The sequence below is a fragment of the Chryseobacterium sp. MMS23-Vi53 genome (genome assembly GCF_047651245.1).
Lineage (GTDB): Bacteria > Bacteroidota > Bacteroidia > Flavobacteriales > Weeksellaceae > Chryseobacterium.
This window is the reverse complement of sequence record NZ_CP180265.1, coordinates 3,374,096-3,392,455: the sequence shown is the minus strand read 5'-3', so window position 1 is coordinate 3,392,455 and position 18,360 is coordinate 3,374,096. Positions and strand designations below refer to the sequence as shown.

General features: G+C 33.2%; 16 protein-coding genes and 1 tRNA gene. 12 read left to right on the top strand and 5 right to left on the bottom strand.

Features of this window, described 5'->3' with window-relative positions; translation table 11 throughout:
* Positions 1 to 296: 296 nt before the first annotated feature.
* From ACKX2A_RS15220 to mce, 3 genes are all read right to left on the bottom strand, one after another.
* Positions 297 to 3,398, bottom strand: a complete 3,102-nt coding sequence (locus ACKX2A_RS15220; RefSeq protein ID WP_415325590.1) for a VIT domain-containing protein — start codon at positions 3,396 to 3,398, stop codon at positions 297 to 299.
* A 576-nt stretch (positions 3,399 to 3,974) separates the two neighbouring features.
* A tRNA-Ile gene (locus tag ACKX2A_RS15215) sits at positions 3,975 to 4,048 on the bottom strand.
* Between the two features lie 62 nt (positions 4,049 to 4,110).
* Positions 4,111 to 4,509, bottom strand: a complete 399-nt coding sequence (gene mce / locus ACKX2A_RS15210; protein WP_415325588.1) for a methylmalonyl-CoA epimerase — start codon at positions 4,507 to 4,509, stop codon at positions 4,111 to 4,113.
* Positions 4,510 to 4,599: 90 nt separating this feature from the next.
* Between mce and rbfA the strand changes: the two genes are divergently transcribed.
* From rbfA to ACKX2A_RS15170, 8 genes are all read left to right on the top strand, one after another.
* A complete protein-coding gene (gene rbfA, locus ACKX2A_RS15205) occupies positions 4,600 to 4,959 on the top strand; it encodes a 30S ribosome-binding factor RbfA (protein WP_415325586.1) in 360 nt (119 codons plus the stop codon).
* Positions 4,960 to 4,965: 6 nt separating this feature from the next.
* The gene (locus tag ACKX2A_RS15200) at positions 4,966 to 6,171 is read left to right on the top strand and encodes an ABC transporter permease (RefSeq protein WP_415325585.1); all 1,206 of its coding nucleotides are present in this window, start codon (positions 4,966 to 4,968) and stop codon (positions 6,169 to 6,171) included.
* Between the two features lie 75 nt (positions 6,172 to 6,246).
* Positions 6,247 to 7,998: an endonuclease gene (locus tag ACKX2A_RS15195; protein ID WP_415325583.1), complete on the top strand. Its 1,752-nt coding sequence runs from the start codon at positions 6,247 to 6,249 to the stop codon at positions 7,996 to 7,998.
* 63 nt (positions 7,999 to 8,061) lie between these two features.
* Entirely contained in the window at positions 8,062 to 8,799 is a 738-nt protein-coding gene (locus ACKX2A_RS15190) for a shikimate dehydrogenase family protein (RefSeq protein WP_415325581.1), read from the top strand.
* A gap of 74 nt (positions 8,800 to 8,873) precedes the next feature.
* Positions 8,874 to 10,679, top strand: coding sequence for a DUF349 domain-containing protein (locus tag ACKX2A_RS15185; protein WP_415325580.1), 1,806 nt, complete (start codon positions 8,874 to 8,876; stop codon positions 10,677 to 10,679).
* Between the two features lie 60 nt (positions 10,680 to 10,739).
* Complete coding sequence (gene ribD, locus ACKX2A_RS15180) at positions 10,740 to 11,768, top strand: bifunctional diaminohydroxyphosphoribosylaminopyrimidine deaminase/5-amino-6-(5-phosphoribosylamino)uracil reductase RibD (RefSeq protein WP_415325579.1); 1,029 nt, start codon at positions 10,740 to 10,742, stop codon at positions 11,766 to 11,768.
* A gap of 15 nt (positions 11,769 to 11,783) precedes the next feature.
* A complete protein-coding gene (locus ACKX2A_RS15175; protein WP_415325577.1) occupies positions 11,784 to 12,632 on the top strand; it encodes a hypothetical protein in 849 nt (282 codons plus the stop codon).
* 40 nt (positions 12,633 to 12,672) lie between these two features.
* Entirely contained in the window at positions 12,673 to 13,278 is a 606-nt protein-coding gene (locus ACKX2A_RS15170; RefSeq protein WP_415325575.1) for an IMPACT family protein, read from the top strand.
* A 4-nt stretch (positions 13,279 to 13,282) separates the two neighbouring features.
* On the opposite strand, the gene ACKX2A_RS15165 is transcribed toward ACKX2A_RS15170, so the two are convergent.
* Together ACKX2A_RS15165 and ACKX2A_RS15160 are read right to left on the bottom strand one after the other, a co-directional pair.
* The gene (locus ACKX2A_RS15165) at positions 13,283 to 14,422 is read right to left on the bottom strand and encodes a hypothetical protein (protein WP_415325573.1); all 1,140 of its coding nucleotides are present in this window, start codon (positions 14,420 to 14,422) and stop codon (positions 13,283 to 13,285) included.
* 102 nt (positions 14,423 to 14,524) lie between these two features.
* Entirely contained in the window at positions 14,525 to 15,235 is a 711-nt protein-coding gene (locus ACKX2A_RS15160) for a zinc metallopeptidase (protein WP_415325571.1), read from the bottom strand.
* Between the two features lie 107 nt (positions 15,236 to 15,342).
* Here ACKX2A_RS15160 and ACKX2A_RS15155 point away from each other — a divergent pair, with 107 nt between their 5' ends.
* From ACKX2A_RS15155 to ACKX2A_RS15140, 4 genes are all read left to right on the top strand, one after another.
* Positions 15,343 to 16,476, top strand: a complete 1,134-nt coding sequence (locus ACKX2A_RS15155) for a GNAT family N-acetyltransferase (RefSeq protein WP_415325570.1) — start codon at positions 15,343 to 15,345, stop codon at positions 16,474 to 16,476.
* Positions 16,477 to 16,542: 66 nt separating this feature from the next.
* Positions 16,543 to 16,719: a hypothetical protein gene (locus tag ACKX2A_RS15150; protein ID WP_415325569.1), complete on the top strand. Its 177-nt coding sequence runs from the start codon at positions 16,543 to 16,545 to the stop codon at positions 16,717 to 16,719.
* A gap of 83 nt (positions 16,720 to 16,802) precedes the next feature.
* Positions 16,803 to 17,861: a T9SS type A sorting domain-containing protein gene (locus ACKX2A_RS15145; RefSeq protein WP_415325568.1), complete on the top strand. Its 1,059-nt coding sequence runs from the start codon at positions 16,803 to 16,805 to the stop codon at positions 17,859 to 17,861.
* Positions 17,862 to 17,976: 115 nt separating this feature from the next.
* On the top strand, positions 17,977 to 18,348 hold the full coding sequence (locus tag ACKX2A_RS15140; protein WP_089796243.1) for an NADH-quinone oxidoreductase subunit A: 372 nt from the start codon (positions 17,977 to 17,979) through the stop codon (positions 18,346 to 18,348).
* Positions 18,349 to 18,360 lie beyond the last annotated feature (12 nt).

Sequence of the window (18,360 nt, the reverse complement as noted above, 5' to 3'; positions counted from 1 at the left end):
GACTTTTATAGTCTACAAAATAAATTCTCTGACCTTTTAAATGGATTCCGAGAAAGATTAAAGCAACATAAATAATTGTTTTATTGTGTTTTATATTAAAAATTGAAAATAAAAGATAATTAACTTTGAAACTTGCACCAACTACAACTTTGTTACGAAAAAAACTCGAACAGATGTAAGTTCTTATTTCAATTTTAGTAAAACAAAAGCGCTCACATTTCTGCAAGCGCCAAACTCTGTCTTCTTCATAATATCGACCACCACAATTTACACATTCATATCAAATTATATTTACTTTAAAATTCAAATTCACCAATTAAAATTCCGTCGTCTTCCCCTCTTGTATGATTTTTTTCGTTTTGGAAAACCACCACTTTTCTTTCCTGTTTTCCTGAAGCATAATTGATGAAAACTTCCGCCATAATTGCTGTCGGCCCCGCAATACTCACCTGATTTTCTCCAAAGAAATTGGTCTCAATTTTATACTTTCCTTTAATCGCTTTTTTCAGTAAAAATTGTTCCGGTCCAAAACCTGCCGTAAAATCATTGCTCAATCTTCCGCCAATTTCTGTTTGGTTATGAGAATACATACAACGTTCATTGTTCGGATCTGTCACCCAAAGATCGATGTCGGTATCGTCTTTATTCCAGTTGATAACCACTCGAATATTAACCGGAAGATCTGCGATGATTTTTGGATTTATATTTTTCAGATCCAGTTTATTTCCGTGATTGCTTATCAACTGATTGATTTCCATAATGATAATTTCTTCGATTCCATCGTCGCGATCCGCCAATTCGTTGGTATAAGATTGGGTCAGAACTTTATACAAATTATCCAAAGCCGACTGGTACTGCCCGTTATCTTCCAAAGCCAAAGCATAATCTCTGTAGCTCTGAGGATCGAAAGGTCGCCATTCCAACACTTTCTGAGCTGCCAACAATTCTTTATTGTACACTCCTGCTTGCTTTAATTTGTAAGCCAATAATTTGTACAATTCTTCATTTTCAAGATCAAGATCTGCGATAGAACTCAAAACTTTTAATCCTGATTTTTTGTCGTTATTTTTAAACAATAACTGCGAAATATCAAAATAATATTGAGGAAGGTTTTCATGGTTACTTCTGTTTTTAAGATAAATTTGATAAATCGCTTCAGGATTTTTGGCAGCTTTAAAAAGTGTCATATATTCCGCGTTGGATTCCACGTCTACAACAAGCATCCTTCCGCTGTTCATTACTTCTCTAATGTCTTGTGTTTTTATAGAATCCGAACTAGCTCTAGGTTTTATTCCAACTGCAACGCCGGCTACCTGTCCCTGCAAAGATGCTAATTCTCTAACACTAACTTCTCGCGTTTCTCTTACAGCATTTGTAGATGCAATCTGTGGAGTTTTGCTTGAATAGCCCATCATTACAACTTCTTCTATCTTTTTTTCGGAGTTTGCAGGTTCTGAAGCATCGGATTTTAGGATTTCAATAGCTTCATCACTTTGCGCCCGTCTTCTTGTATCTGCTGAGGCTCGACCTGTCACCACAACTTCTTCAATTCGCATATTTCTGGGAACTCCATTAATGGTGTCATAATATCCGTAATCTTCTGAAGGTTTTGGATAAAGTTTTTCTTTTTTTGTATAATCTTTTTTCCACCATTCTTTTAAGTTTTTTGTCATTTCTATGGCATCATCCATCAAGTCTTTTACTCTTTCATCTTTTTCCGTTCTGTTATTTTTAACGATTTCATTAAACTGAGAGCGCAATTCTACAGGGGGTGCAATGTCGTAGCGAACATAATCTGCCACATTTTCCAGAACCATTAAGCTCATATTGTTGCTCACCAAACCAAATTGTTTACTCAGATTTTTGATCTCATTTTTATTCTGTTTTTCAAAAATTTCAAGTTCATTCAGTTTCTTTTGAGCCCAGAATTTGGAGATTTCCCAATCTTTTATTGCTTGTTCATTTGTGTTTAAAACTATGGTTTTGATTTCCGTCACATCGTTTCCGTAACCGAATTTAGCTTTTACAGCTGTTTGATTTCCTTTTAAAATTCCTGTCAAAACAAAATCATCCGAAATTGTTTGTGTTAAAGAAGGAAATACTTCCGTGAGTGAAGAATTATTTTCAATTCCTAAAAATTTTAACGGTTGAAATAATAACTTTTGAACTTCTTTTTTAGGATCATTTTCATTTAAATTTAAGAATTCGCCACCCGTTTTATTGCTAATGAATTTCAATTGATTAAAATTCACATTATTGGAAGAAGAGATTGTATAAGTCGGTTTATTCCAAGCCATTTTCAACTCTCCGAAAGACGATAATCCGTCTGTGAAAAAGAGAATTTCGTCATCTCGAAGCGATTTTAATTGTCCGAAATCAGTTCCGCCATCGTATGTAATTTGAGATAAATAAGATTTTAAATCATTCCAATTTCCATCATTAATTTTAAAACTTTTTCCTTCATCAAAGGTGTTGTTAATGAAATAAGTGTTGATCATAAGATTTTTATTGGTCTTAAAATATTCATCCAACAAAGCAAATTCTTTAGTATGATCGCGTTTTTGTCCACTCAACGAGTTGTCCCAAACAATAGCTAATTTATTCGGTAACTTTTTCGCTCTCTGATTGGCATTGATATTAATTCCAGCCAAAAAATAAGATGAATTATCCGAAGCTTTTTGCATTAAAATGCTTTGACTTTCATTATTTTGCGGAAAATTAATTTTTAAATTCTGCGAAGGTTTGTAATTCGTTTTCTGAGTTTGAGCTGTCCACACATTTCCCTTTTTAATAAAATCAAAACTTCCATCCGGTTTTTCTTCCAATTGTGGCGAAAATGCATTTTGGAAAACACTAGTTTTAATAGAAAACTCCGGAATTGCTGAACTTAAATTTAATGGTAAAAAATATTGATAATTGTTACCCGATTTTTTTAATTCATAATTGTAAGTAATCTGAACCGTTCTCACTCCACCATTCGCATTAATCGGATAAATCACTGTGCGAAAATTGTTTCCCTCAACTTTTTCTAAAATTCCTGGATCTACATTTCTTTTTTTGATTGTTTCATAGACTTCTTTCGCCTTTTCTTTCTCAACAGGAACGGCATTTCGAAGTTTTCCATTGATATCTAAAGCGTATCCGTTCGCATTCACACCTTCCGGAAGCGGAAAAGTAAGGCGACCCTGCATCAAACGGCTCGAATTGTTTTTGAAAACCATTGTCACAACATTAGTGGAAATTCTTCCTGTAATTTTGGTTTCGATATCGAGTTTCTGAAGAATGACCTGACTGTCTTTATTATAACCTCCCTTCCCATCCGGAACTTCGATCGTCGGAATCTGCGCCAGATAAATCACAGGAAAAAACAACAATAATTTTATATATAGACTTCTCATAACATTGCATTTGAGGTTGAACAACTGTTTCTATATATAAAGATGCAGGAGTTGGAAAAAAGGTTGGAAAAAATTTACTATTAAAAATAAAAAAACACTTACATTTTCGTAAGTGACTGATTTATTGACAATAATATATTAATAAATTTAATTCTTTTGAATCGCTTATTATTGAAATACATTTAAATTAATATAGTTGCTTATTTATTCTATAATTCTCTAAAATTTCAAATCCAGTAGTTGTTAAATGCAATGGTACTTTAAAATACTTTGGTATTTTCATCATAGATCACTGATCTATTATTTTCTTTGAATATTGTTGATAATTCAATCATTCTTATATTTTGTTCTTCAGAACCAGACACAATAATAGCATCATTTATATCGCCTTTGTTATTATTAAAATTACTCGAAAAAGTTACGGTACAGCAAGATTCTCAGATAATTTCGGAAATCATGGAAAACCAAAGTATTCCTTAAAGAAATAAAAAGTCTTGTTAATCTTTTTCTTAATCAGAAATTTATAAAACTAAAGTATAGAAATAAAAAAAACACCCCATTGATGGAGTGCTTTCGTGGTCCCACCTGGGCTCGAACCAGGGACCACCTGATTATGAGTCAGGTGCTCTAACCAACTGAGCTATAGGACCTCAAAACTTGGTTAAATTTTGTGATTGCAAAAATAGTAAAATTTATTTCACTACAAAATTTTTTATGCCTTTTCTTGACAAAGTTCTACCAATACCCCGTTTGTGGATTTCGGGTGAAGGAATACAACTAATTTATTATCAGCACCTTCTTTCGGTTCTTCGGAGATAAACTGAAATCCTTCTTTTTTCAGTCTTTGCACTTCCTCAACAATATTTTCTACACCAAAAGCCAGATGATGGATGCCTTCTCCCTTTTTATCGATAAATTTTGAGATTGGGCTTTCCTCTTTATTCGCTTCCAAAAGTTCGATTTTACTGTCTCCCACTCCGTAAAAAGAAGTCACAACTCCTTCCCTTTCCACAGTTTCTTTTTTATAAGATTCTTTTCCTAGAAGTTTTGCAAAAAGCTCATCAGAAACTCCCAGAGATTTCACAGCAATACCGATATGTTCTAATTTCATAAGATAATTAAATAAATTAAGTCGTAAATTTGATACAGCGCCAAATTTCAAAGTATCAATTCAAACAAAAGTACTAAATTTGCAGAAATTATGGAAAGTAACAGACAAAGAAAAGTAGCACAGATTATACAGGAAGATTTCGCTGAACTTTTCCGCAAGCAGGCATCAGAAAGCAAACAAAGCATTTTGGTGAGTGTTTCGGATGTAAAGGTAACTGCAGATCTTGGTATTGCGAAAATTTATTTAAGCATATTTCCTCAGGAACATCGTAAAGCGGTGATGAAAGAAATTGAGGAAAACAAAGCTCAATACAGAAATTTTATCGGCCAGAAAATGGCAAAACAGGTTCGTATCATTCCAAATCTTAATTTTTATTTAGATACAGCTCTCGATGATGTTGAAAAACTGGAAAGAGAACTTAGAGGAGAAGGAGACAATCCGATTTTATAGAAAATTTTGAAGAATATTGCATTTTATATAGCATCCAGATACCTTTTGGCTAAGAAAGGTAGTACTGCTGTTACGTTCATTACGTGGCTGGCTGTAGGAGCGATGACGGTTGCCGTTACTGCAATGTTTGTCATTATTTCAGTTTTTTCCGGGCTTGAAGACCTTAATAAGGAATTGATTTCTAATCTTCATGCCGATCTTACTATTCAAAATACGTCAGGAAAGGTATTGAAAGATTTTGACAAAATTAATGCTATTTTAAAAAGCAATAAAGAAATCAGTCATTTTTCAAGAGTCATAGAAGAAAAAGTTTACGTAAACTATAATGGAAAAGGCGACATCGCTTACTTAAGAGGTGTTGATTCGGCTTATATAAAGGTAAATCCAATTGATAAAGATGTTTTTTATGGTTCTTATCCAGGCTTCAAATATTCAAATGAAGTTTTGATGGAGAATTCTTTAAACAACAGATTATCCATTCCTGTTTCTTCTAATTCCGATTATGCAACCCTTTTTATGCCTAAACCGGGAACAGGAATCATCAATAAAGAAGAAGATATTTACAACAAAAAAGACATTTTGGTAACCGGAGTTTTTCCGGGAAAAGATCAATTGGATAATTATATTATTTCTCCAATTGAACTGACAGAAGAATTATTAAACTTACCAAAACATTCAGCCTATCAAATTGTTGTTAAACTTAAAAATCCTGAAAACACAGATTCTGTAAAGCAACAACTTCTTTCTTCGTTGGGAAAAAATATTACAATTAAAACTAAAGAAGAAGAAAATGCAGCGTTCTGGAAGATGATTAATACCGAAAAATTATTTATTTATTTAATTTTCGCCTTAGTTATCTTCATTACAACATTCAATCTTGCTGGAGCCATTATTATTTTACAATTAGATAAAAAGGAACAGGCAAAATCGTTGATTTCATTAGGTTTTGCTTTAAGTCATTTAAGACGAATTTATTTCTACACGGGAATTCTTATCGTAATCTTAGGAATTATTTCCGGATTAATTCTTGGAACGGCACTGTGCTACTTCCAACAGTACACGGAATTCTTTAAAGCCAACGAAACTTTACCTTTCCCTGTGAAAATTGTTGGGAAAAATTATTTCATAGTTGCGCTTACTGCCTCCCTGTTTGGGTTTATCATTTCTTGGGTATTTTCAAAAATCAGTAAAGAGTATATTACTAAAAGTTAATACGTTTAGCGTTCATTTTTTCGTATCTTTACGCCCCAATTTTTAATAATGAAACGCACTTTACTCTCTTTTTTTATGTCATTTGCATTTATTAGTGCATTTGCGCAGATTCCTACGGGATATTACGACGGAACTGCAGGTCTTACCGGAGCTGCTTTAAAAACAAAATTAAGCCAGATTATCACAAACGGTCATCAAGCTGGAAGTTACAATGGTTTATGGACAGCCTATCAAACTACAGACCGTGATTATTACTATGAAAACGACGGAACAATTTTAGATATTTATTCTGAAAATCCAAACGGAGCCGATCCTTACAATTACAACGTAGGTGTAAACCAATGTGGAAACTATTCTGCTGAAGGCGCTTGCTACAACAGAGAGCATATTGTGCCTCAAAGTTTGTTTAATGAAGCATCTCCGATGGTTTCCGATGCACATTTCATCAGAGCTACAGACGGAAAAGTAAACGGAATGAGATCTAATTATCCTTTTGGAAAAGTAGGTTCTTCATCTTTTACCTCTTTAAATGGATCTAAATTAGGGTCTTCTGTTTCTCCGGGATATTCAGGAACAGTTTTTGAGCCGATTGATGCTTTTAAAGGGGATGTTGCAAGAATGATTTTATATTTCGTAACAAGATATGAAACCAAACTTTCAACTTTCACAAGTGGAGATATGCTTGGAGGTTCTGCTTTCCCTGGACTTCAGACTTGGGAACTCAACCAGTTATTAGCCTGGAGTGCTGCAGATCCAGTTTCTCCGGCGGAAATAGGAAGAAATAATGCAACTTATACTTACCAAGGAAATAGAAACCCATATATCGATCATCCAGAATACATCAACCAAATTTGGGGAACTCCGGTTGCTGACACACAGGCTCCGACTGCTCCTACAAACCTGGCTACAAATAATCCAAGTTCAAATTCAATTTCATTAAGCTGGACTGCTGCCACAGACAACATTGGTGTAGTTGCTTATGACATTTATAAAGATGGAGTTTTATATTCTACCGTTACAGGAACAACGGCAACTGTTTCAGGATTAAACCCTTCTACAACATACAATTTCTATATTATTGCTAAAGACGCATCGGGAAATTCTTCTGTAGCTAGTAACACAGCTCAAGGAACTACTCTTGCGGGTGGACAACCAGGTGGAAGCTGTGGAACAGAGGATTTCTCTACAATTCCAGCAGCTGCTTCTAGCTATGCAACTCAGAACTGGACAAATAACAGCATTACTTGGACAGCAACTGATTCAAGAACAGATCAAACAATCAATGGAAAAGCTATAACAGTAAGAAATGGAAATCTTACAAGTTCTAGTGTGTCAGGAGGAATTAAAAGCTTAACTGTTACTACAAAACTTCCATTTTCTGATACTGCCGGAAATCTTACTTTACAGATCAACGGAAATAATGTTGGTGTTATTCCTTTTAACAGTTCAAGTACAACAACTACTATTGACAATATAAATGTATCGGGTAATATTGTTATTAAAATCATAAATTCAGAATCAGGAAAAAGAATTTCCATTGATGATTTAAGCTGGACTTGTTACACAGGTATTTTAGCAACAACTGAAGCCACAAAAGAAAAAGCATTTGCTGTTTATCCAAACCCAATAAGAAACAACGAATTGTTTGTAAAAGGTGAAAACATCAGCAAAATTTCAAAAGCTCAGATCTATGATCTTTCTGGGAAGTTGATCGAAACGATTGAAAATCCTTTTAAAAACTCAAACAAAATTAATTTAAAAGGTTTATCAAAAGGAAATTACATCCTTAAAACAGATAGCTTCTCTACTAAATTTATTGTAGACTAAAACTTAAAAAATATTTTACATGAAAGGCCGATTTTTATCGGTCTTTTTTTTATTTTTGATAGTATGGAATCCAATAAAAAATTAGGCTTAATAGGAAGAAATATTTCATACTCTTTCTCAAAAAAATACTTTGAAGACAAGTTTCAAAAGCTCATGTTGAAAGGCTATTCTTACAATATTTTTGATCTTGGTGAAATAAATGAAGTTGAAAATCTGCTATCGACTCCGGATCTTTTAGGCTTTAACGTAACGATTCCTTACAAAGAAAAAATCATCGATTATTTGGATGAATTGAGTGATGAAGCAGAAAAAATTGGTGCTGTAAATTGTGTTTTAATTCAAAACGGGAAAAAAACCGGATACAATACAGATGCTTTCGGATTCGAAAAAACATTGCTTCTTCATAAAAAACCGCATCACACTTCTGCCCTTATCTTAGGAAACGGTGGTGCTGCAAAAGCTGTAAAATATGCTTTGGATAAAAATGGAATCGACTCAATTATTGTTTCCAGAAATTCTGAAATCAATTTTGAAAATTTAGACAAAGAAACCGTTAAAAATCATAAAATTATCATTCAATGTACGCCCGTCGGCACGTTTCCGAATGTCGAAGACTGCCTTAATTTTCCGTTCGATGGGCTTTCAAAAGATCATTTAATTATTGATTTAATTTACAATCCAAACTACACACAATTTATCATTAAAGCCTCAGAAAAAGGCGCAAAAACAGTGAACGGCTACTACATGCTTGAACAACAGGCAGAAAAAGCTTGGGAAATTTGGAATTTTCAAAAAAAATAACATAAATTAGTACTTTAATTGGCTTTTTAGCTATATTTAAAGGATAATAACGCCATTCACATAAACGATTTGCTATGACTACAGAAAACAATCTTTCTGAAAACGAAGAAAAGAAAAATCCTATCGAAGTATCTCCAGAAGAAACGTCGGAAAACATCGTGCCACACGACGAAGTTCCGCATGAAGAGGAAACTGAACATGAAGAGGAACATCACGATGCAGACATCACTTTAGCCGATGCTTTGAAGGAAATGGAAAAAATCATCAACGCACCAAATGCTGGTGAAGATTTCAAAAAATTCAATTCACTCAAAGAAAAAGCAAGTCATTATATCCACGATGAAGTGGAAGACAAAAAGCATGAATACGTAGAAGCCGGAAATGCTGCTGAAAATTTCAGTTACGAGCATCCTTCTCAGGCTAAGTTTTCTGCATTGGTGAATATCTTCCGTGAAAAGCACGACACTTTCCAGAAAGGTCAGGAAGAGGAGCAAAAGAAAAATCTTGAGCACCGCCAGAACATTATCGAAAGACTTAAAAATCTTTATACAAACTCGGAGCCGGGAACAAATCTTTTTAAATCCATCAGAGAAATTAAAGAAGAATGGTCGAAGGCAGGACAGGTTCCGAAATCTGAATTCAAAATTCTTAATAACAATTATTTCCACCATCTGAATCAGTTTTATCAGATGCTGGATCTTAACAAAGAATTTTTGGAGCAGGAATATAGCCACAATCTTGAAAAAAGACAGCACATTATCGAACGTGCGAAAGAGCTGGAAAACGAACCTGTTATTCAAAAAGCATTAAACGAGCTACAATATCTTCATAAACTTTGGAAGGAAGAAGCAGAGCCGGTTGCAGAAGAATTCCGTGAAAAAACTTGGGAAGAATTCAAAGAAATTTCCAATAAAATTCACGAAAGAAAATCTGAACTTTCTGCTGCGATCGAAGGTGAACAAAATTCAAATCTTGAAAAGAAAAACCAGATCATCGCTGAAATCAAGAAACTTTCTGAGCCAGCTGAAACGCCAAACCACAATTATTGGCAAAATGCGATCAGAAGAGTTGAAGATCTTCGTTCGGAATTCCTTAAAACTGGAAGCGTTCCAAGAAAACTATCCAACCAAAATTGGAATGAATTCAAAACAATTCTAAGAGGTTTCAATACTACAAAAAATACGTATTACAAATCTCTGAAAGGTTCTCAACAGGCGAATCTGGAGGAAAAATTGAAATTAATACAGACTGCACAGGACAACCAGAATAATGAAGAATGGGACATCGCTGTTCCATTGTTTAAAAAGCTTCAGGACGACTGGAAGAAAATCGGTCACGTTCCAAAGAGCATGACGAATAAAATCTGGGACGAGTTTCGCGATGCTTGTAACGCCTTTTTCAACAATTACAGAGAAAAAAGCAACACTTCTACTGATAACTGGAAAGAAAATTACAAGAATAAAAAAGCGATTCTTGATGAATTGAAAACCGTTACTGATGAAGACGGAAGCATCGAAAGAATCGAGGCCATTAAAACAGCATGGAACAATATTGGGAAAGTTCCGAGAGATAAAATTTCAATCAACTCTGAGTTTAATAAAACATTGAGAGAGAAATTGAAATTAAACAAAATCAATGAGTTAGAATTAAAAGAAGAAGGTCTTTCTGAAAATCAACTAACAGATAAAGCAAGAAAAATTAAGAGCCAAATCTCTGATCTTGAAGCTGAAATCGTGAAATTGGAAAACAATTTGGCATTCTTCAAAAATCCATCGAAAGACAATCCATTGTTGAAAGATACTTTCGACTCGATCGACGAGAAAAAGGCTCATTTGGAAACTTTAAAACAAAATCTACACAGCATCATCGCTGGAGAATAAAATAATTTTAAAATCTAAAAAGGCGGAGCAAAGCAATTTGACTTCGCTTTTTTCTTTCATATGCAAGACGAATTTTATATCAAAAGATGCATCGAACTGGCGCAGAAAGCCATCGGCAAAACGTATCCTAATCCGTTAGTGGGAAGTGTAATTGTACATAACGGCGAAATTATTGGTGAAGGTTATCATCACAAGGCAGGTGAAAATCATGCAGAAATCAACGCGATTAATTCAGTAAAAGATAAAAGCCTGATTCCGGAATCGACAATTTATGTTTCTTTGGAACCTTGTGCTCATTATGGAAAAACGCCACCTTGTGCTTTAAAAATTAAAGAATTAGGTTTCAAAAAAGTGGTAATCGGCGCAATGGATTCTCATGATAAAGTAAACGGAAAAGGAAAAAAAATCATTCAGGACTCTGGAATTGACGTAGTTTCAGGGATTCTGGAAAAAGAATGTATTGATTTGAATAAAAGATTTTTCACGTATCATGAAAAGAAAAGACCTTACATCATTCTAAAATGGGCAGAATCCGGCGACCAGTTTTTGGATAAAGATTTTAATCCTACTTCGATTTCAAATTCTTTAGTGAATCAATTCGTTCATCAATTAAGAGCTGATGAACATGCAATTTTGGTGGGAACTCAAACAGCCTTGAATGACAATCCGAGTTTGACGGTAAGAAATGTAAAAGGTGAAAATCCTGTAAGAATCTTAATTGATTTTGATTTAAGAGTTCCGAAAGATTTCCGTTTGTACAGTAATAAAGCAAAGACTTTAATTTTTAATTCAGTTAAAGATGAAGTTGTGGAAAATATTCACTTCATTAAAATTGGAAAAGAAAATTTTCTACAAAACCTGATGAATGCTTTATATAAAGAACAAATTCAATCATTAATTATTGAGGGCGGAAGATTTACTTTACAGGAATTCATTAATGAAGATCTTTGGGATGAAGCTATTGTCATTAAAAATGAAAATCTGAAGTTGGAAAATGGTACGAAATCACCTGAGTTTAATTTTGAACCTAACGAAACTTTAAGCTTTAGAGATAATATGATAGAAAAATATTTAAATAAAAACAAATAACCATAGAGATTCAACATGAGCAGAAAAGTATTCTACATTTTATTCTTCTTACAATCTATTTTTCCTTATTCTCAACAGATAACGATCATTAATAATATTGAAGAACCTTTTGACGTAAAATATTTTTCTAAAGTTGTAACTTTAAAAAAGAAGGAAAAGCAGATTATTTCAGGGGAAGGAAAACTCAACTCAATTATTATTAATAATCATCGTTTAAATCTTTATCTTGAACCTTCCGAAAAGCTAGATATTTCAGTCGCAAAAGATGGATTGCGCTATAAAGGAGATAAAGATTCGATTTATTCTCTTATCGCGAAAATTCATCTGATAAATTACAGCAAAATAAAAGAATACCAACAGATTATTGAAAAGAATAATCCACAACAATACATCAATAATTCTGAGCTTACCCTTTCTGATGATTTGAAAAAAGTTGATGATTTTTGGAATTTTGATAAATCTACAAAAAGTTATAAAAGACTTAGAGAATATGTTATTTATAATTGGCTTACCACTTGTACACTGGGACTCTTTCCGGGAACAACCGGTTTTCAAAAAGATGTAGTCGATAATTATTACAAAAAATATATTGAAAAAGATATACAAACTTTCCAATGTGATAGTACATTTAAATATGCTGTTATTGAGTATTTAGCACAAAATAAAAAGAAACTGGGAATCAATCTTCCGACCTATCCAATCATTATGGCAAGTCATGACGATGAAATTTTACAATATTTTCCGACAAGCTGCCAGCAGAATTATTTTGAATCTAAATATCAATTTTTAAAATCAAAAAAAGATTCCAGACAGGATATTTTCAAAAAGGCTTTAAAGGAAAAATTCCATCATAATGTCGATTAAAATTGTAAATATTATTTTTGCAGAATCAAAGCCGGAATAAATGACGTTCGAATACAAAACCATAGAAAAACCGATAGAAAACACTTTATTAAAAGAAAAAGGAAGCAAGTTCATCGGATTTGCATTCCCTGTAAATAATGAAGTTGAGCTAAAAAACGCTTTAGAAAAAATAAGGGCGGAACATCCGAAAGCAACGCATCATTGTTACGCCTTCAGAATAGGTTTGAATGGTGAAAATTATCGCGCAAATGATGATGGAGAACCCTCAGGAAGTGCCGGTTTACCCATTTACAATCAGCTTTTGGCAAATGAAATTACTAATGTTTTGGTAATTTCTGTTCGTTATTATGGCGGAACAAAATTGGGTGTTTCGGGTTTGGTGAAAACTTACAAAGAATCTGCAAAAATCACTTTGGAAGAAGCGAATATTATTACGAAAGAACTAGAAATTGAAATTGAAATTCAGTTTAATTTTAATCAGCAGAATGTAATTTTTACTTTGCTCTCAAAATTTGATGCGAAAATTATCAACTTCGATTCTCAGGAAAAAGCTTCGATTGTAGCTAAAATTAAATTAAAATATAAAGACGAAATTGTAGAATCTTTACAAAATATGCAGTTTGTGGAATATGAATTTTTAAGCTAAAATCTTATAATTCGATTCGTGTACGCGCTTGTGGATAATAAAGAAAAACTTTCACTTTGTCTTTTCCATATTTTTCTTTGAGATCAATTGCAACCTTCTTGTAAATTTCGGTTTCAGGAATTGGTGCAGATTTTATTTCTTCCAGTGCCCAGTTTTGTAAATTAACACTTGCTTTTCCTTTGCAAAAAATATTGGGTTGAGACTCAAAAAAAGGTTTAAGTTCTTTCTCATCCGGAGAAACGCAGATATACATTTGATCACCTTTTCCGGAATATAAATTGAAAGAAAAATATTGATACCAACTTCCAAAAAGACTGAAAACAGGCATCACAACCCAAAGAATCAGCCAATAAAAATTAGGTATAATAATTTTCTTATCTAAAGTTTCAACAGGTCTTGAATAGACAATAAGCAAAATAAATATCATCGTCAAATTCCACGGCCAGACTACCGAATTATATTTCAAACCAAACGGCCCGATGAAAATCAAAATCGATAAATGCATCAAAATTAACAGATAACTGATCTTCTTTTTTGATTTTGAAACCAGAAGCAATATTGCTAAAGTAACTTCGATAATTGGAATGAGTAAACCAATGAAAAAGAGTTTATACTTTAAAATAAATTCCATTGAAAGTCCGAGAAAATCTGTCAGGAACATATTAAGCCAAATTACAGAAAGAAAATCTCTGCTAAATTTGTGCAAACCACTGAATAAATAAATTGAGACTAAAAATATATGGCTTAATAATAAGATATTTTTGGGTTTGGAAAAATTAATGATTGTTATCAATAAAAAACACAAATACATATATTCCCACGGTTGCCATCTTACCGTATCGAGCGCACAGCTTATTATTTCAGTAAAAAATAAAGCAATGAGCAACCATCGATTGATTTTAAAACACAAAATCGCCAATAAAGCTAAAAGAGAAAACCCAAATAAAAATTGATGAAAAAAAGCCGGAACGTTTTTTAAAACTTCAATCGGAGGAATTATGGGATAAATTCTTTCCGTAATCCAAGTTTTGTAACTCCAAATTTTCGTCAAAAGCCAGAAAAAAGCAATGATTTTAATTAAATAATGAATTTCTTTTTCAGATAAATCTTTTTCCTGCATCGATGTTTCAAGATTATGTTTCATCAAAAATATCAAATTCAACTGAATTTTTCTCCATCATTAATTTAAATAAAAAACACCCCAGAAAATTTCCGAGATGCAATATATTTCTTTTGAATTTAAAGATTAATCTCTTCTTCCGCCCATCAATAATGATGCCCAGTAAAGAAGTTGCGCCAATGAACCGATAGCTGCTACAACATACGTTCTTGCTGCCCATTTCAAACTATCCTGAACTCCCACATATTCTTCGGAAGTCACTGTTCCTGTATCTTTCAGCCATTTCATTGCTCTGTTACTTGCGTCGTATTCTACAGGAAGCGTGATGAATGCAAACAATGTTGTGAATGCAAACATTAAAACACCGATACCCAATACCAATCTGTTCCCCGTTGGATTTTCAATGGACTGTGTCGCAGCCATAATCATAATACCCGCAATAAGAACAAATTGCATTAAATTTGAACTAATTTGTACAACAGGAACCAATTTGGATCTCAGTTGTAACATAGAATATCCCACCGCATGTTGCACGGCATGACCACATTCGTGAGCAGCAACAGCCGCAGCCGCAGCATTTCGTTGCATATAGACGCCTTCTGAAAGATTCACTGTTTTATTTTCAGGATTGTAATGATCTGTTAATTGTCCCGGAACCGAAATTACCTGAACGTCGTTAATACCATTATCCCTCAACATTTTTTCTGCCACTTCTTTCCCCGAAAGTCCGTTTCGAAGATGTACTTTGGAATAATACTCAAATTTCGATTTCAATCTGGATGAAACCCACCAGCTCACCAGCATTGATATTCCGATAATTATGTAATAACCCACCATTTTTTCTTAATTTTAATTGTATATTTTCACCCTTTAAGATGTAAAAACTGTGCCAAAGTATTGCATTTAATTATTTATATTTGTTGATTAATTACCCTCACCAAGCTATGTCAAAAGTTTCAATTATAGAAATCAAAAACGCCGATCAATTAAAGCAATTCGTAAGATTTCCGATGGATTTATATAAAAGCAATCCGCATTATGTTCCTCCGTTCATTAATGAGGAATTAAATGTTTGGAATGCAAAAGAAAATCCGGCTCTTAATTATTCTGATGCAAAACAGTTTTTAGCTTACAAAGACAATAAAATTGTAGGCAGAATTGCTGTTATTATCAATCATAAAGAGGAAAAAGAAATGGGAATCCGAAAAGTTCGTTTCGGATGGATCGACTTTATTGATGATGAGGAAGTTTCACAAGCTTTAATGCAAACTGCGATTGATTTTGCTAAAGAAAAAAACATCAACAAAGTCGAGGGACCAATGGGATTCACCAATCTCGACAAAGCAGGAATGCTGACTTTAGGCTTTGACAAACTGGCTACAATGATTGGCATTTATAATCATGCATATTATCCGAAACATCTTGAAAAATTAGGACTGGTGAAAGAAAAAGAATGGGTAGAATTCGAACTTGTCTTCCCCGAGATTTTGCCGGAAAAAATTCATAAATTCAATGAATTAATTTCTCAGAAATATAAGCTTAAAGTATTAGATTTCAAATCAAAAGATGAAATTCTGGAGTATGTTGAACCCATGTTTGATCTTTTGGATGAAACTTATAAGCATCTTTCGACATACACTCCTATTTCCGATGAGGAAAGAAAAACTTACAAGGAAAAATACTTTCCGTACATAAATAAAGATTTTATTGTTTGTGTTGCGGATGACCAAAATCAGCTGGTTGCGTTTGCAATCACAATGCCCTCATACTCAAAGGCTTTACAAAAATCTAATGGTAAATTATTTCCGTTTGGTTGGTGGCATTTTCTAAAAGCCGGAAAGAAAAATGAGAGAGCCAATTTCTATTTAATTGGAATTCACCCAGATTATCAAAGACGAGGCGTAACGTCTATTATTTTCAAGGAAATCTGGAAATTATTTAGACAAAAAGGAGTAAAATATTTGGAAACCAACCCCGAATTGGAGGAAAATAAAAGTGTTCAACTTCTTTGGCAAGATTACAATCCTGTAAATCATAAGAGAAGAAGAACGTATTCTTTGAATATTAGCAATGAGTAATGGTAATGAGTAATTTTTTAACTCAAAAAATCAAACAATAAAACTCTCAAACCCTACAACTCAATAATGAAGCCACAACTTATTATTTTCGGTATTTTGGTCGCCGGATATATTGTTTACAATCTTTTTTTTCAGATAGAAGATGATAGAACCAACACTGCATTTAACATAATTTATGCAAGTGTTGTTTTCGCATACATTTCTTACATGGCGTTTTCTCTACTAAGAAAAATGAAGAAGTAATATAAAATTCACAAATAATTAAAAGATAATCACCTTTCAATGAAATAAATATTTATTTTTACATTTACTAATAATCCTATACCATGAACAAAATATTGAAAAGCTTTTCCTTAGGAATTCTACTTATTTCAATACAATTATATTCTCAGGAGTTTTATGTAAATACAATAAATTTCCCTTCAGTTATCCCTCCTATTCCTCCATCCAATGGCGTTTACAAGTTTGATGTTTCAAGCCCTGTAGAAACTCCGGAATCCTTTTGCCTTCCGACAATGGTCACAAACGAAGCATATACAGATATTGCCATAGATAAATTTGAAAATTTTTATTACGTAACAAGTACAGGTCTGTTATATCGAAAAAACAAATTAGAATCCGGGTGCGAATTTTTAGGTGATTTTTCCAATTGGGATATAAACTCATTGGTAGCAGATTCCGAAAACTTTTTATATGCTATCGGAACGATGGGAATACTATATAGATATGATAGCAGTTCCGGCACTTTCAGTGAAATTGGAAATATCCCGACAGGACAAATTTCTGGAGGAGATCTTTTCTTTTACGAAAACCGTCTTTTCTTAACTACTGTTGGTGGAATAATGGAAATAAATATGGTAACTCCTTCACAAAGTTGCCCCTTTATGAGCATAGACATACAATACCCAAGCTTATATGCTGGTTTTTCTATAAACTATGGAACTTATTCGAAAGCATATATAATAAGTAACGTTTCTCAAAACTCTACCATGTATGAACTAGATATGATAAATAAACAAATTGGTCCACCAATAAGAACTTATAATCATCGTATTTATGGGGCTGCGACAGCGTATAGTTTAACATCCAACAATTCTACATGCTCACAAACACCCTTAGCTGTTCAGGAAAACAATACCCACGATATCTTTTTTAGTGTTATTAATCCTGCAAAGAACAATATAGTTTGTAAAACAAATATTGACAGAAAACAAATAATATCCATTCGTTTATTTGATAATTCAGCAAGGCTTATTAGAGACTTTTCAAATCAGGATAACCTAGAAAACTTGGAAATCTCTGATGTACCTTCCGGAAACTACTTATTGACGGTGACTACAAAAAAAGGTGAAACCTACACAAAAAAAATTATCATTAAAGGCTAATTTTTATTGATTCTAAATTACCGATTTTACGCATTTTCGTTCCACTTTTAAGCTGATTAATTTCATGCTTTCTTGTTTATTCTGTAAATTTGCAAATTGAGATAATAATGCAAAAATGAATTTACCTGAAAGTTATATTCCAATCCTATTACAAGCAGGTGTTGCGGTAGCATTCGTAGCCGTTTCTTTGCTTGGAGCGCATTTTTTAGGGCCAAAACAGAAAAAAGGAAATTCTGTGAAAAACCAAAGCTGGGAATGTGGTGTCCCGGTAGAAGGAAATGCAAGAACGCCGTTTTCCATCAAATACTTTTTGACAGCGGTATTATTCGTATTATTCGATATTGAAATCGTATTTTTTTATCCATATGCTGTAAACTTCAGAGAATTCGGAATGGAAGGATTCTTGGCAGTACTTACATTCGTGGCGATTTTCTTCATGGCATTTTTCTATGTCTGGAAACGTGGCGCATTAGATTGGGATAAATAAATTTTAACATTA